Source organism: Bacillus sp. G16 (assembly GCF_021282335.1).
GTDB classification, from domain to species: Bacteria; Bacillota; Bacilli; order Bacillales; family Bacillaceae; genus Bacillus; species Bacillus inaquosorum.
The window spans coordinates 37,853-51,235 of sequence record NZ_JAJSOZ010000008.1; the positions used below are offsets into that span (position 1 = coordinate 37,853).

18 protein-coding genes are annotated in these 13,383 nt (G+C 43.2%); 14 read left to right on the forward strand and 4 right to left on the reverse strand.

What is annotated here, in order from left to right; genetic code table 11:
- Positions 1–8: 8 nt before the first annotated feature.
- The gene (locus LWH95_RS12035; RefSeq protein ID WP_003237129.1) at positions 9–635 is read right to left on the reverse strand and encodes a TVP38/TMEM64 family protein; all 627 of its coding nucleotides are present in this window, start codon (positions 633–635) and stop codon (positions 9–11) included.
- Between the two features lie 194 nt (positions 636–829).
- Between LWH95_RS12035 and LWH95_RS12040 the strand changes: the two genes are divergently transcribed.
- A complete protein-coding gene (locus LWH95_RS12040; RefSeq protein ID WP_232919668.1) occupies positions 830–1,582 on the forward strand; it encodes a peptidoglycan recognition protein family protein in 753 nt (250 codons plus the stop codon).
- 252 nt (positions 1,583–1,834) lie between these two features.
- Positions 1,835–2,566 carry an SGNH/GDSL hydrolase family protein gene (locus tag LWH95_RS12045; protein ID WP_148982002.1) on the forward strand — a complete coding sequence of 244 codons (732 nt, stop codon included), beginning with the start codon at positions 1,835–1,837 and terminating at the stop codon, positions 2,564–2,566.
- Between the two features lie 345 nt (positions 2,567–2,911).
- Here the strand turns inward: LWH95_RS12045 and LWH95_RS12050 are convergent, their stop codons facing one another.
- Positions 2,912–3,052 carry a sporulation histidine kinase inhibitor Sda gene (locus tag LWH95_RS12050; protein ID WP_003226124.1) on the reverse strand — a complete coding sequence of 47 codons (141 nt, stop codon included), beginning with the start codon at positions 3,050–3,052 and terminating at the stop codon, positions 2,912–2,914.
- Positions 3,053–3,413: 361 nt separating this feature from the next.
- Between LWH95_RS12050 and LWH95_RS12055 the strand changes: the two genes are divergently transcribed.
- Genes LWH95_RS12055 through LWH95_RS12090 form a run of 8 tightly spaced genes read left to right on the forward strand, consistent with a single transcriptional unit; the run spans position 3,414 to position 8,426 of the window.
- Positions 3,414–3,932 carry a YqeG family HAD IIIA-type phosphatase gene (locus LWH95_RS12055; RefSeq protein ID WP_003226126.1) on the forward strand — a complete coding sequence of 173 codons (519 nt, stop codon included), beginning with the start codon at positions 3,414–3,416 and terminating at the stop codon, positions 3,930–3,932.
- A gap of 3 nt (positions 3,933–3,935) precedes the next feature.
- Positions 3,936–5,036 carry a ribosome biogenesis GTPase YqeH gene (yqeH, locus tag LWH95_RS12060; protein ID WP_003237122.1) on the forward strand — a complete coding sequence of 367 codons (1,101 nt, stop codon included), beginning with the start codon at positions 3,936–3,938 and terminating at the stop codon, positions 5,034–5,036.
- Positions 5,037–5,054: 18 nt separating this feature from the next.
- Complete coding sequence (aroE, locus tag LWH95_RS12065) at positions 5,055–5,897, forward strand: shikimate dehydrogenase (RefSeq protein WP_060399063.1); 843 nt, start codon at positions 5,055–5,057, stop codon at positions 5,895–5,897.
- Positions 5,891–6,181: a ribosome assembly RNA-binding protein YhbY gene (gene yhbY, locus LWH95_RS12070; RefSeq protein ID WP_003226133.1), complete on the forward strand. Its 291-nt coding sequence runs from the start codon at positions 5,891–5,893 to the stop codon at positions 6,179–6,181. The genes aroE and yhbY overlap by 7 nt, the downstream gene beginning before the upstream one ends.
- An 11-nt stretch (positions 6,182–6,192) precedes the next feature.
- Positions 6,193–6,762 carry a nicotinate-nucleotide adenylyltransferase gene (locus LWH95_RS12075; protein ID WP_019258940.1) on the forward strand — a complete coding sequence of 190 codons (570 nt, stop codon included), beginning with the start codon at positions 6,193–6,195 and terminating at the stop codon, positions 6,760–6,762.
- Positions 6,752–7,312, forward strand: coding sequence for a bis(5'-nucleosyl)-tetraphosphatase (symmetrical) YqeK (gene yqeK / locus LWH95_RS12080; protein ID WP_232919669.1), 561 nt, complete (start codon positions 6,752–6,754; stop codon positions 7,310–7,312). The genes LWH95_RS12075 and yqeK overlap by 11 nt, the downstream gene beginning before the upstream one ends.
- Positions 7,313–7,329: 17 nt before the next feature.
- Entirely contained in the window at positions 7,330–7,686 is a 357-nt protein-coding gene (rsfS, locus tag LWH95_RS12085) for a ribosome silencing factor (protein WP_003237112.1), read from the forward strand.
- Positions 7,683–8,426, forward strand: coding sequence for a class I SAM-dependent DNA methyltransferase (locus LWH95_RS12090; RefSeq protein WP_232919670.1), 744 nt, complete (start codon positions 7,683–7,685; stop codon positions 8,424–8,426). Before rsfS ends, LWH95_RS12090 begins: the two co-directional genes overlap by 4 nt.
- A 65-nt stretch (positions 8,427–8,491) precedes the next feature.
- On the opposite strand, the gene comER is transcribed toward LWH95_RS12090, so the two are convergent.
- Positions 8,492–9,313: a late competence protein ComER gene (comER, locus tag LWH95_RS12095; protein ID WP_232919671.1), complete on the reverse strand. Its 822-nt coding sequence runs from the start codon at positions 9,311–9,313 to the stop codon at positions 8,492–8,494.
- Between the two features lie 83 nt (positions 9,314–9,396).
- Between comER and LWH95_RS12100 the strand changes: the two genes are divergently transcribed.
- The 3 genes from LWH95_RS12100 to LWH95_RS12110 all read left to right on the forward strand — a co-directional run bounded on the left by LWH95_RS12100 (position 9,397) and on the right by LWH95_RS12110 (position 12,984).
- Positions 9,397–10,014 carry a helix-hairpin-helix domain-containing protein gene (locus LWH95_RS12100; protein ID WP_232919672.1) on the forward strand — a complete coding sequence of 206 codons (618 nt, stop codon included), beginning with the start codon at positions 9,397–9,399 and terminating at the stop codon, positions 10,012–10,014.
- Between the two features lie 66 nt (positions 10,015–10,080).
- A complete protein-coding gene (locus LWH95_RS12105) occupies positions 10,081–10,650 on the forward strand; it encodes a ComE operon protein 2 (RefSeq protein WP_232919673.1) in 570 nt (189 codons plus the stop codon).
- 3 nt (positions 10,651–10,653) lie between these two features.
- On the forward strand, positions 10,654–12,984 hold the full coding sequence (locus LWH95_RS12110) for a DNA internalization-related competence protein ComEC/Rec2 (RefSeq protein ID WP_232919720.1): 2,331 nt from the start codon (positions 10,654–10,656) through the stop codon (positions 12,982–12,984).
- Positions 12,985–13,023: 39 nt separating this feature from the next.
- On the opposite strand, the gene LWH95_RS12115 is transcribed toward LWH95_RS12110, so the two are convergent.
- Complete coding sequence (locus LWH95_RS12115) at positions 13,024–13,158, reverse strand: YqzM family protein (protein WP_003229983.1); 135 nt, start codon at positions 13,156–13,158, stop codon at positions 13,024–13,026.
- 40 nt (positions 13,159–13,198) lie between these two features.
- Between LWH95_RS12115 and LWH95_RS12120 the strand changes: the two genes are divergently transcribed.
- Positions 13,199–13,348, forward strand: coding sequence for a hypothetical protein (locus tag LWH95_RS12120; protein WP_003229985.1), 150 nt, complete (start codon positions 13,199–13,201; stop codon positions 13,346–13,348).
- The last annotated feature ends 35 nt before the right edge of the window (positions 13,349–13,383 follow it).

The window sequence follows — 13,383 nt, forward strand, 5'->3', positions numbered from 1 at the left end:
AGGCCACCTTATTTTTTTTGCACGTTCAGCAGATGAGGGAACTTTTTATAAATGATCAGCATAATGATCAGAATGTAGGCTCCGTAAATGCTGAAAGACAGTAATTTATTGCTGGTAAAATTGGCACCTGCAATGGTGACAACGACAATATTCGGGATTTTCCCTATGAAAGACGCGAAGAAAAAAACATGCCAGCGAACCTGACTCAGCCCGCATATCACATTCATTACAAGAGAAGGAATGACCGGGATGAGCCTTCCTAATAAAACAGCGGTAAAAGCATTTTTGTGAAAGGAAGCCTCGTAGCTTTGGATGGCAGGATAGGCCTGAACTTTTTTTCTGGCCCAATCTCTAAGGCTGTACCTGGCGAGAAAAAACAGCATCATCGTACCAAGCATTGAGCCGGTCAGTGTAATCCAGATCCCATTTGCCATTCCGAACACAGCGCCATTTAAAGCCGCAACCAAAGCAAACGGCACAATTGGGAAAAAAACATCGGCAGCAATCAGCAGCATACTGAATAAAACAGAAAACATTCCTCCTGCTTTAATCGCATCAAGCCAAGCTTCTTTCTGAAAAAAACCGACTGCAATGATAGTAATAATTATGATGATACCTAGTATCTTTTTTAACATTTCTATGGTCACTCCCAACTAAGATGATGTCAGGAGCCAAAACCTCCGTCATCTAGAGTTAGTATAACTGGTGTCATTTCAGCGGTTCAACTGAAAACCATGTTTAGGTTGAGAACACAATTCTTTTTTATCTTGTAAAATAGGCTGTCCATCTTTCTGTTTTCTGCATTTTTTAATAGTAGGGAGGGATGGAAATGGTAACGATAAAAAAGGATTTTATACCGACATCGAACGATAATCGTCCTGGCTATGCGATGAGTCCTGCTTACATTACGGTGCATAATACAGCAAATACCGAAAAAGGCGCAAATGCGAAAATGCACGCCAATTATGTGAAAAATCCAAGCACATCTGTCAGCTGGCATTTTACAGTTGATGATTCAGTCATCTATCAGCATCTTCCGATAGATGAAAATGGCTGGCATGCGGGCGACGGCACAAATGGGACAGGGAACCGCAAATCGATCGGGATTGAGATCTGCGAAAATGCTGACGGCGACTTTGAAAAAGCAATAGCAAATGCCCAGTGGCTGATCCGGAAACTAATGAAGGAAAACAATATTCCGCTGAAACATGTCGTTCCCCACAAAAATTGGTCCGGAAAAGAATGTCCGCGCAAACTCTTGGATCGCTGGAATTCTTTTATAAACGGAATTTCTTCTTCCGATACACCTCCAAAAGAGTCGTCTCCAACATATCCGCTGCCGTCAGGTATTATCAAACTCACTTCGCCTTATCGTAAGGGCACGAAAGTCCTGCAGCTGCAAAAGGCTTTAGCCGCGCTTCATTTTTATCCTGATAAAGGTGCCAAAAATAATGGGATAGACGGAGTTTACGGACCGAAAACAGCAAATGCCGTCAAGCGTTTTCAGCTCATGAACGGATTAACTGCTGACGGCATCTATGGACCAAAAACAAAGGCCAAGCTTAAATCGAAGTTAAAGTGAATGCAGGGGTAAGGATAACCTGTTTCCAGTGCGGATACAGGTTATTTTCTTTCCTATTGCTTGCGGGTTTTTTCGATTGAGAAGAAGGGAATTTTAAAAGAATCACCTGATATGCAGAAATGAAAGCAGAATGATTTTCACTAAGGGGGACACGTTAACAATAGGAAAAAAACAGTGATAACGAAAAAACTCTTCGTTGAACGAAGGGGAACAGAGGTATAACATTAAGATGAGGCTTTTGGGGGTGTAAAGATGAAGCATTTTTTCATCCTTTTCCTTCTGCTGTTCGTTACAGCAGGATGCGATGGAAAGGAATACGAAGACGTTGTAGCATTTGGAGACAGCAACACGCGAGGCTCAAATTGGGATTATCGCGATTATCCAAAAGCACAGCAGTGGGTCAATATATTAAAAACGGCTGAACGCGGAAAGCTTGATATACTCAATGCGGGAATTGGCGGACAGACGACAGAGGATGCCCGTTTGCGGTTTCAGACAGATGTGCTGGATCAAAAACCGAAGTGTTTGTTTATTATGTTCGGCACGAATGACGCAGCGATACTGACTGAGGGGAAACCGAGAGTGTCAAAGCAGCGTTTTAGAGAAAATCTGATTTATTTTATTAAAGAAAGCAGAAAACACGGTATCAAGCCAATCTTGATGACGTGTATCCCAATTATTGAAGGAAACGGGAAGCACCACCTGTTTTACTATTCCAGATATAAAGCAGCTGCTTTTGAACCGAAAGGCGGGGCGAGGAAATGGCACAACTCATACAATGATATTACAAGAGATGTGTCGAAGCGCCTGGACGTCCCTCTTGTAGACAACTGGCAGCATTTTGTAGAAGAAGACGGCGGAAAAGCAACTGATGAAGCGCTTATCCAATCCGGTCTGATAGATCCTTCAGGCAATCATATGACACCTAAAGGGGCAAGGATTATATATGAAGGAATATTAGATGGGCAGGTTCTGAAGCGCTGAGCCGGACAACGGCCTAAGCCGTTTTATTTCACCTACATAGGCTGTTAGAAAACCTTATTAAAGGAGGCACTTCACATGTGCAGCGGTTATTCCTATTCGTATCCTTTCGGCAGCTGGCCATACGCCAGTCGGGCATATGGATACGCTTTTATCGTTGTTTTAGTTGTTGTTCTCCTGGTTGTGGGCGGCATATATTGGTTACCATAGTAACCGTCCCTTTAAAACACCTCTTTTTAGGGGTGTTTTTTGCTGAAAACAGTAGTAAAGCGCGTAACCGAAGTGATATAATATCAGTCATCTGAGTAAAAAAAGGAAATACGCCCGGAAAAAATAGACAAATTCCTATTAAGAAGATACGGAAATAATATGTCCGAGCGATCTTCTTTTTATTTCGTTTTCAATTAACTCGATAAAGTCACGGTTTAAATTCATTTCGGTGGCTTTGAAATAAGACTCTATTAGTAATTCATCAGACAGTTTTCTCATGCTAGGAACCCAATTAATGGGAGAGACACCTCCTTAAAAGTTGGAATCATTCATGATTTTAACGCATACATTGATAAGTTGCGTTCCTCTGAGGCTGAAGTTATCTTTAATCTACCATGAATTTCATATAAGAACAATCGTTCTGTTATCCACACCAGAAAGTGGATAACTTGTGAGTATCGTGTTTATAATTTGTCTAAAGAGTGATGTAATAAGAGTGGATAGTGTGTGTAATTTTATCCACACCTGGTGAAGAAACCCAATTTTTGTCGAAATTTTTTTGCTCAGTTTTTCTTTAGGCGCAAGTTCGATTTTTTTCGACAATCATTTTAAAGAGAAAGAAAAGGGAAGGGTGCGGGTTTTGTTAAAAAAGTTTTTTTTACCTGACGAGTTTGTAAAAAATATTTTTCATATTACACCTGAGAAATTAAAGGAACGAAATGTAAAAGGAATTATTACTGACCTGGATAATACGCTTGTTGAGTGGGACAGACCGAATGCGACGCCGCGTTTGATCGAGTGGTTCGAAGAAATGAAGGAGCACGGCATTAAAGTGACGATTGTCTCTAATAATAATGAAAGAAGAGTAAAACTTTTCTCAGAACCGCTTGGAATCCCATTCATCTATAAAGCAAGAAAACCGATGGGCAAAGCCTTTAACAGAGCGGTGCGCAATATGGAGCTGAAAAAAGAGGACTGCGTTGTTATCGGAGACCAGCTTCTGACCGATGTACTCGGGGGAAACCGAAACGGCTACCATACGATTTTGGTCGTACCTGTCGCTTCCTCTGACGGATTCATTACGCGCTTTAACCGCCAGGTCGAACGCAGAATACTGAGTGCTCTCAAACGAAAAGGGCACATTCAGTGGGAGGAGTAAGAAATGGAAAAGGTTGTTTGTATCGGCTGCGGAGTTGCAATCCAAACCGAGGACAAAACAGGTCTGGGATACGCGCCGCCTGCATCGCTTACGAAAGAAAATGTGATTTGCCAGCGCTGTTTCAGACTGAAAAACTATAATGAAATACAAGACGTCTCCTTAACGGATGATGATTTTTTAAACATTCTTCATGGAATTGGGGAAACAGATTCTCTCGTTGTTAAAATTGTTGATATTTTTGATTTTAACGGCAGCTGGATCAATGGGCTGCAGCGCTTGGTGGGAGGAAACCCTATCTTATTGGTTGGCAATAAAGCCGATATTTTGCCTAAGTCACTGAAAAGAGAACGTCTGATCCAGTGGATGAAGCGTGAAGCGAAAGAGCTTGGCTTAAAACCGGTTGACGTATTCTTAGTCAGTGCTGGACGCGGCCAGGGGATCAAAGAAGTCATTGATGCAATTGAGCATTACCGCAACGGCAAAGACGTCTATGTTGTCGGGTGTACCAATGTAGGGAAGTCAACCTTTATTAACCGGATTATTAAAGAAGTGTCAGGTGAAGAAGATATTATTACGACATCCCAATTTCCGGGCACAACCCTTGATGCAATTGAGATCCCGCTGGACGATGGCTCAGCGCTTTATGATACGCCGGGAATTATCAACCACCATCAAATGGCGCATTATGTTAATAAAAAGGATTTAAAAATATTATCTCCTAAAAAGGAGCTGAAGCCTCGCACATTCCAGCTTAATGATCAGCAAACACTGTATTTTGGCGGACTTGCAAGGTTTGATTATGTGTCCGGGGAAAGATCTCCTTTTATTTGCTATATGCCAAATGAGCTGATGATTCATAGAACAAAGCTGGAAAATGCAGACGCGCTTTATGAAAAGCATGCAGGGGAATTGCTCACACCTCCGGGAAAAGACGAAATGGATGAGTTTCCGGAATTAGTGGCCCATACGTTTACGATCAAAGACAAAAAGACAGATATCGTTTTCTCTGGGTTAGGCTGGGTAACAGTGCATGATGCCGATAAAAAAGTAACTGCTTACGCGCCAAAAGGCGTTCACGTATTTGTTCGGCGCTCATTAATTTAATGAAAAGGGGAGAGGAGTATGAAAAAGCTGTACGGGGTTATCGGAAATCCGATTGGCCATTCCATGTCACCTGATATTCATAACGCATCATTGAAAGATCTCGGTTTAGACGGACATTACCATGCCTTCAAAGTAGAAGAAGATGATTTGGAAGATGCGGTAAAAGGAATAAGAGCACTTGGTATACAAGGAATCAATGTGACTGTTCCGCATAAGGTTTCCATTATGGATTATCTGGATCATATTGATGAAAGTGCAAAAGTGATCGGTGCCGTAAACACGGTCAGAAGAGAGGGAGACAAGCTTGTCGGATACAATACCGACGGGGAAGGCTTTGTAAAGTCATTAATGAAGGTATTGGACAAGCCCATCTCTGAACTGTCATTCTTAATGATCGGTGCGGGCGGAGCGGCAAGAGCCATCTTTACAACAATCGCCCGTAATATCCCAAAAAAGTTTGACATCTGCAATCGGACGTTAGAAAAAGCAAAGCAGCTTACAGAATCCACTCCCTCGTTCCATAATAAAGAAGTGTTAAGCATAAAAGAAGCAGAAGAGCGGCTTGAACAGTATGATGTTATTATCCATACAACGTCTGTGGGCATGTACCCGAACGTGGACGATGTGCCGCTTTCATTACAGCGTGCTGCAAGCAGTGCCGTTGTTTGTGATATCGTGTATAATCCAATTCAGACGGCCCTTTTAAAACAAGCAAACCAAAAAGGCCTGAAAACACTCGATGGAGTAGGCATGTTTGTTGAACAGGCGGCATTGTCTTTTCAATTGTGGACTGGGCGAGAGCCTGATATTGAAAAAATGAGATCAATTGTAATAGGAAAATTAGGAGGAAAAGAATGTTAACAGGTAAACAAAAACGTTTTTTGCGTTCAAAAGCGCATCATTTAACGCCGATTTTTCAAGTAGGTAAAGGCGGAGTAAACGACAACATGATTAAACAAATTGCCGAGGCGCTTGAAGCGAGAGAGCTGATTAAAGTCAGTGTTCTTCAGAATTGTGAAGAGGATAAAAACGATGTTGCGGAAGCTCTCGTAAAAGGAAGCCGCTCTCAATTGGTGCAGACAATCGGCAATACAATTGTGTTATATAAGGAATCAAAGGAAAATAAACAAATCGAGCTTCCTTAAAGGTGGTTGAAATGAAGAAAATCGGAATTTTTGGAGGCACGTTTGATCCTCCGCATAACGGTCACCTCTTAATGGCGAATGAGGTGCTGTATCAGGCGGGGCTTGATGAAATTTGGTTTATGCCTAATCAAATTCCGCCCCATAAACAGGATGAAGACTATACGGACAGCTTTCACCGAGTGGAGATGCTGAAGCTTGCAATTCAGTCTAATCCGTCCTTTAAGCTGGAGCTGGCTGAAATGGAAAGAGAAGGGCCTTCATATACCTTTGATACCGTTTCTTTACTGAAGCAGCGTTATCCGAATGATCAGCTGTTCTTTATTATCGGTGCTGATATGATTGAATATTTGCCGAAATGGTATAAGCTGGACGAGCTGCTGAACCTCATTCAATTTATTGGAGTAAAGCGCCCCGGTTTTCATGTTGAAACCCCTTATCCGCTTCTCTTTGCAGACGTTCCGGAATTTGAGGTATCATCAACTATGATAAGGGAACGGTTTAAAAGCAAGAAGCCCACTGACTACTTAATCCCTGATAAAGTGAAGAAGTATGTAGAGGAGAATGGTTTGTATGAATCGTGAGGAGGCACTTGCCTGCGTTAAGCAGCAATTGACCGAACACCGATATATCCACACAATTGGCGTGATGAACACGGCGATCGAACTTGCGGAGCGTTTTGGAGCCGACTCTAAAAAAGCGGAAACAGCGGCTATCTTTCATGATTACGCTAAATTCCGCCCGAAAGAAGAAATGAAACAAATTATTGCACGGGAAAAAATGCCTTCGCAATTATTGGACCATAATCCGGAACTGTGGCACGCTCCGGTCGGCGCTTATTTGGTCCAAAGAGAAGCGGGGATACAAGATGAAGACATTCTTGACGCCATCAGGTATCATACCTCTGGACGGCCTGGCATGACACTTTTAGAAAAAGTCATTTACGTTGCCGATTACATTGAGCCCAACCGGGCATTTCCCGGTGTCGATGAGGTGCGTAAGCTTTGCGAGACAGATTTGAATCAAGCGCTGATTCAATCCATCAAAAATACAATGGTTTTTCTTATGAAAAAAAATCAACCGGTTTTTCCAGACACATTTTTAACGTATAACTGGCTTGTGTCTGGCAACTGAACAGGAGGAATTTGTGAATGAACCAAAAGTCCATTTTAAAGATCGCAGCTGCGGCTTGCGATGATAAACGGGCAGAGGATATTTTAGCATTGGATATGGAAGGCATATCTCTGGTTGCTGATTATTTTCTGATCTGCCACGGAAATTCAGATAAACAGGTGCAGGCGATTGCCCGTGAAATCAAGGATCAGGCTGAAGAAAACGGCATTCAAGTCAAAAAGATGGAAGGCTTCGATGAAGCAAGATGGGTGCTCGTTGACCTTGGCGATGTGATTGTCCATGTCTTCCACAAGGATGAAAGAAGCTACTACAACCTAGAAAAGCTGTGGGGAGACGCTCCGCTCGCGGATCTTGAGCTTGGAATGAACCAATGATTTACCAAGGCTTTGCAAGCGTGTATGACGAGTTAATGTCTCACGCACCTTACGATCAATGGACAAAGTGGATTGAAGCATCTCTCCCGGAAAAAGGCCGTATCCTTGATCTGGCATGCGGTACGGGAGAAATCTCAATCCGGCTTGCCGAAAAAGGCTTCGAGGTCACGGGCATTGATCTCAGTGAGGAAATGCTTTCTTACGCCCAGCAAAAGGTCTCTAGTAACCAGCCGATTCTTTTTCTTCAGCAGGATATGAGAGAGATTGCCGGTTTTGACGGCCAGTTTGACGCTGTTGCGATATGCTGTGACTCATTGAATTATTTAAAAACGAAAAATGATGTGATCGAAACCTTTAAAAGTGTATTTCGGGTGTTGAAGCCTGAAGGCATTTTGCTGTTTGATGTTCATTCATCATATAAAATTGCCGAAGTCTTTCCAGGTAGCACATTTGCTGACCAGGACGAAGATATCAGCTATATTTGGCAGAGCTTTGCTGGAAGTGAGGAGCTTTCTGTCATTCATGACATGTCGTTTTTTGTGTGGAACGGAGAAGCGTATGACCGTTTTGATGAGACGCACGAACAAAGAACGTTCCCAGTGGATGAATACGAAGACATGCTGAAGAGCTGCGGCTTTCAGCTTCACCATGTGACAGCTGATTTTACGGATTCAGAGCCATCAGGACAATCAGAACGCCTATTTTTCAAGGCGCAGAAGTCAAAAACCATCGTTTCCTAAAACGATGGTTTTTTAAAATGCTTTTTTAAGCTTTTGCATTACAGACAAAAGCATGACATACTCGTTTACACATGAAACTGCTTCTTCACTGCGGAAATATCCTCCTCGTATTTCAAATGAGTATTTTGAAATACCCGGTGAAACATATCCTGCACACCGCTTTCCAGCGCTTTAATGCCTTCTCCTGTCACACCGCCTTTAACGCAAACCTTTTCCTGTAACGCAGGCAGGGTATACAATTCGGTTTCTAACAGTTTTCCCATTCCGACAAGCATTTCCTTACACATCAGAATAGCGTCCTGTTTAGACACTGACGTTTCCGAAACGGCTGCATCTATAAACCGCTGAATCAGATAGCTCATAAAAGCGGGACCGCAGCTTACAATATCTGATGCCACCCTCGTGATGTCACTTTCAATTTCTAGCGGTTGAGAGATGTGCTCCATCAGCTCATTGATTTTCATTTTTGCAGATTCTCCGCAGCTCGTGCCGAAAGTGACGAGAGAAACGCCTGCCAGCGCCCTGTTCGTAATACTAGGGATCACTCGCGCCACTTGACACGGCACATACTGTTCGAGCTGTTCAGTTTGAACTGGGCTTGTAATTGAAATGAGAATATGATCCTTTCTTAAATAAGGCACCGCTCTTGCCAGTAAAGGATATATATCAAGCGGCTTAACACAAATAAAAATCATCTCGTTTTCAGAAACAAGCTTTTCCAGACTTTCTGTTACGTTTATGCTGTTGTATCGGTTTTTTATGTGCAACGCTTTTTCAATTGTGCGGTTTGTAATTGTTATGTTTGAGGGATCGGCTGCTTTTGATTCAATAAATGATTCTATAAGGATCGTACCCATATTTCCTGTGCCGATAAAGCCTATCTTCAATGATTTCCCCTCCTTTGAGCTATTATCCTCTAAACCATATGTGTTATCGAACTAAAATATGACGAAAGCGGGGAACATGCGCGATGAATTGGTTGAATCAGCATAAAAAAACAATTATTTTAGCGGCTTCTGCGGCTGTTTTCATAGCGTTATTTTTCATCTTTTCCAGCGGAAAAAACAAAGAGCCGGTGAAGCAGGCTGTATCAACTGAGACAGAAAATGCGGAGGTAAAGCAGGAAGCAGTAAAAGACGAGTCAAACGAAACAATTGTGATTGACATTAAAGGTGCTGTTCAGCATCCTGGCGTTTATGAAATGCGAACGGGAGACAGAGTATCTCAGGCAATTGAGAAAGCGGGCGGGACCAGTGAACAAGCAGACGAAATGCAAGTGAACTTGGCGGAGCTGCTTCAGGACGGGACAGTGGTATACATCCCGAAAAAGGGAGAGGAGACGGCGGTGCAGCAAGGAGCCGTAGGCGCTGTTCAAAGCGATGGAGGGAAGGGAGCGCTCGTAAATATCAATACAGCCACCTTAGAGGAATTACAAGGCATCTCAGGGGTGGGACCGTCAAAAGCTGAAGCTATTATTGCATACCGGGAGGAAAACGGGCGTTTCCAGACAATTGAAGATATCACTAAGGTTTCAGGAATAGGTGAAAAGTCATTTGAGAAAATAAAGTCTTCCATTACAGTAAAGTGATTTGACGGTCATGCATAATGATAGGTAAACTAAAGGTCAGGCAACACAACATTTGGAGGGAACAACGTGGAACGAATTTCATGGAATCAATACTTTATGGCTCAAAGCCATTTACTGGCGCTGCGCAGCACCTGCCCGAGACTGTCTGTCGGCGCTACTATAGTCAGAGACAAACGCATGATTGCAGGCGGCTATAACGGGTCAATCGCGGGCGGCGTGCATTGTGCAGACGAAGGATGCCTGATAATAGATGATCATTGCGCAAGAACGATTCACGCTGAAATGAATGCAATTCTTCAATGCTCTAAGTTCGGGGTGCCAACTGATGGAGCGGAGATTTATGTGACGCATTATCCGTGCATTCAATGCTGTAAATCTATCATTCAAGCTGGTATCAAAACGGTTTATTATGCTGAGGACTACAAAACAAATCCGTATGCACAGGAATTATTTGAACAGGCGGGTGTAACTGTTGAACAGGTTGAACTCGATGAAATGATCGTTGATCTGAAAAATAGGGAAAAGCTTTCATTTGTAGCTGGTCTTTTAGAGAAACTAGCGGATGCTGGTCTTGCAGAGGAAGATTTGAAGAAAATACATGAACAGGCGAATACACTTTTTACGAGCTACGTGTGATTGATGCGTAATTCGCGTTTGTTATTGCCTTTGGCGGCAGCTTCGGCAACAGCTGGAATTACTGCCGCCGCTTATTTCTCCGCTGTTTTTCTTTTCTTCCTCTTTCTCCTCATCATTTTCATCAAAACGAGACACGCTTTTCTCATTTTTGTTTGTTTCTTCTCTTTTATATTGTTTTTTGCACTGTATACGGTCACAGATTCCCGGAATGTCTCTTCATATCAGCAGGGCACTTATAAATCCAAGGCTTTGATTGACAGTATTCCTAAAATTGACGGAGACCGTATGTCTATGGTGATTAAGACACCTGATAGCGAAAAATGGGCCGCTTCATATCGCATTCAGTCTGCTGATGAAAAAGATCAGCTGTCATACATAGAACCAGGAATGTCATGTGAGTTGACGGGTGCACTGGAAGAGCCCAAACACGCAACTGTGCCGGGCACAGTTGATTATAACGAGTATCTTTACCGGCAGCATATTCACTGGAACTATTCTGTCACATCTATCCATAATTGCAGCGAACCTGCAAATTTCAAGGATAAACTGCTCGGTTTAAGAAAATACATCGTATCATTCACAAACGGCCTGCTGCCTCCTGATTCGGCAGGAATCGTACAAGCACTTACAGTCGGTGACAGATTTTATGTGGAAGACGAAGTGCTTAACGCGTATCAAAAGCTTGGTGTCGTCCATCTCTTGGCGATTTCAGGACTCCATGTCGGCATTTTGACAGCCGGGTTGTTTTATATCATGATTCGCCTTGGTATAACAAGAGAAAAGGCGTCACTTCTGTTGCTGCTATTTTTGCCGCTCTATGTGATTTTGACAGGGGCTGCTCCTTCAGTGCTTCGCGCCGCTCTGATGTCGGGTATTTACTTAGCTGGGAGCCTCGTTAAATGGCGGGTACATTCTGCCGGTGCAATCTGCCTTTCATACATCGTCCTCTTGCTCTTCAATCCTTACCATCTCTTTGAAGCCGGTTTTCAGCTTTCATTCGCCGTCAGTTTTTCTTTAATTCTATCCTCTTCTATTTTTCAACAACTCAAAACCTCACTGGGCCAGCTGACAATGGTATCTATAATCGCTCAGCTGGGCTCACTTCCTATTCTCTTGTATCATTTCCAGCAGTTTTCGATAATCAGCATACCGATGAATATGTTGATGGTTCCTTTTTATACATTCTGTGTTTTGCCGGGGGCTGTAGCAGGTGTTTTTCTATTAAGCCTTTCCGCTTCGGCTGGTCGATTTTTCTTCTGCTGGTTTGATTTCTTGATGAGCTGGACCAACAGGCTGATCACAAGAATTGCAGATATTGATGTATTCACGATCATCATTGCACGTCCCGCACCTGCTCTGCTCTTTTTATTCACGGTTACGATCATCCTATTGCTTATGACGATTGAAAAACGTTCCTTTTCGCAACTGGCGATTACTGGAGGTCTTTGCTGCGCGGTGCTCTGTCTTCTTCTCATTTATCCGAGTCTTAGCTCCGAGGGAGAAGTCGATATGATTGATATTGGGCAGGGTGACAGCATGTATGTCGGTGCTCCGCATCAGCAGGGACGTGTCTTAATTGATACAGGCGGCACTTTGTCTTACTTATCCGAGTCTTGGCGGGAAAAACAGCACCCGTTTTCACTCGGGGAAAAGGCGCTGATTCCGTTTTTAACCGCCAAGGGAATCAAACAGCTTGACGCTTTGATTCTGACGCACGCTGACCAAGATCATATCGGAGAGGCGGAGACTCTGCTAAAGCACCATAAAGTGAAGCGCCTTGTGATTCCGAAAGGGTTCGTTTCTGAACCTAAAGACGAGAAAGTGCTGCGGGCAGCCAGAGAAGAGGGCGTGACAATAGAGGAGGTGAAGCGAGGCGATGTATTGCAAATAAAGGATTTGCAGTTTCAAGTGCTGTCACCGGAAACACCTGATCCGGCAAGCAAAAATAATTCTTCTCTCGTTCTGTGGATGAAAATGGGCGGTATGAGCTGGATCTTGACGGGTGATCTGGAGAAAGAAGGGGAACAGGAGGTGATGAACGTGTTTCCGAATATAAAAGCAGACGTGTTAAAGGTGGGGCACCATGGAAGCAAAGGCTCTACCGGTGAAGAATTCATCAAACAGCTTCAGCCGAAAACGGCCATTATCTCAGCGGGAGAAAACAATCGGTACCATCATCCCCATCAAGAGGTTCTGCAAATATTACAGAGACATTCCATCCGCGTGCTGCGTACCGATCAAAGCGGAACGATCCAATATCGATATAAAAACAGAGTTGGAACCTTTTCTGTCTATCCTCCATATGATACATCAGATATAACAGAGACGAACTAAAAAAGACTGCCGAGAAATCAGCAGCCCGGGCAGTCGCTGTTATGAACCAACCAGGTGAATAACCGTTGCCATAACAAACAAGAAGGCGAAAAATCCGAAGGACACAACAAAACCAACAGCTGAATCTACAGCATCATTTCGTTTGCTTTGAACGTTTTTTTCAAAATCATTCAACTTTATCCCTCCTGACTGCTTTAAGTATAATGGAATCGTTTTGAAAAATCTAGAAGCGAAGGTAACGTTTTCTGTTCTGGTGATTATCGCCTTTTTACAAGCTGTCCCGGGGGCTTGCGAACAGGCGTTTAATATAAATGGGGAAGCAGCAGTCAGGCTTCCTCTTTACTATTTTGCAAACTCAATTTAGGATAGAAGGGGATGACGAAAGAGAGGAAGTCGTAC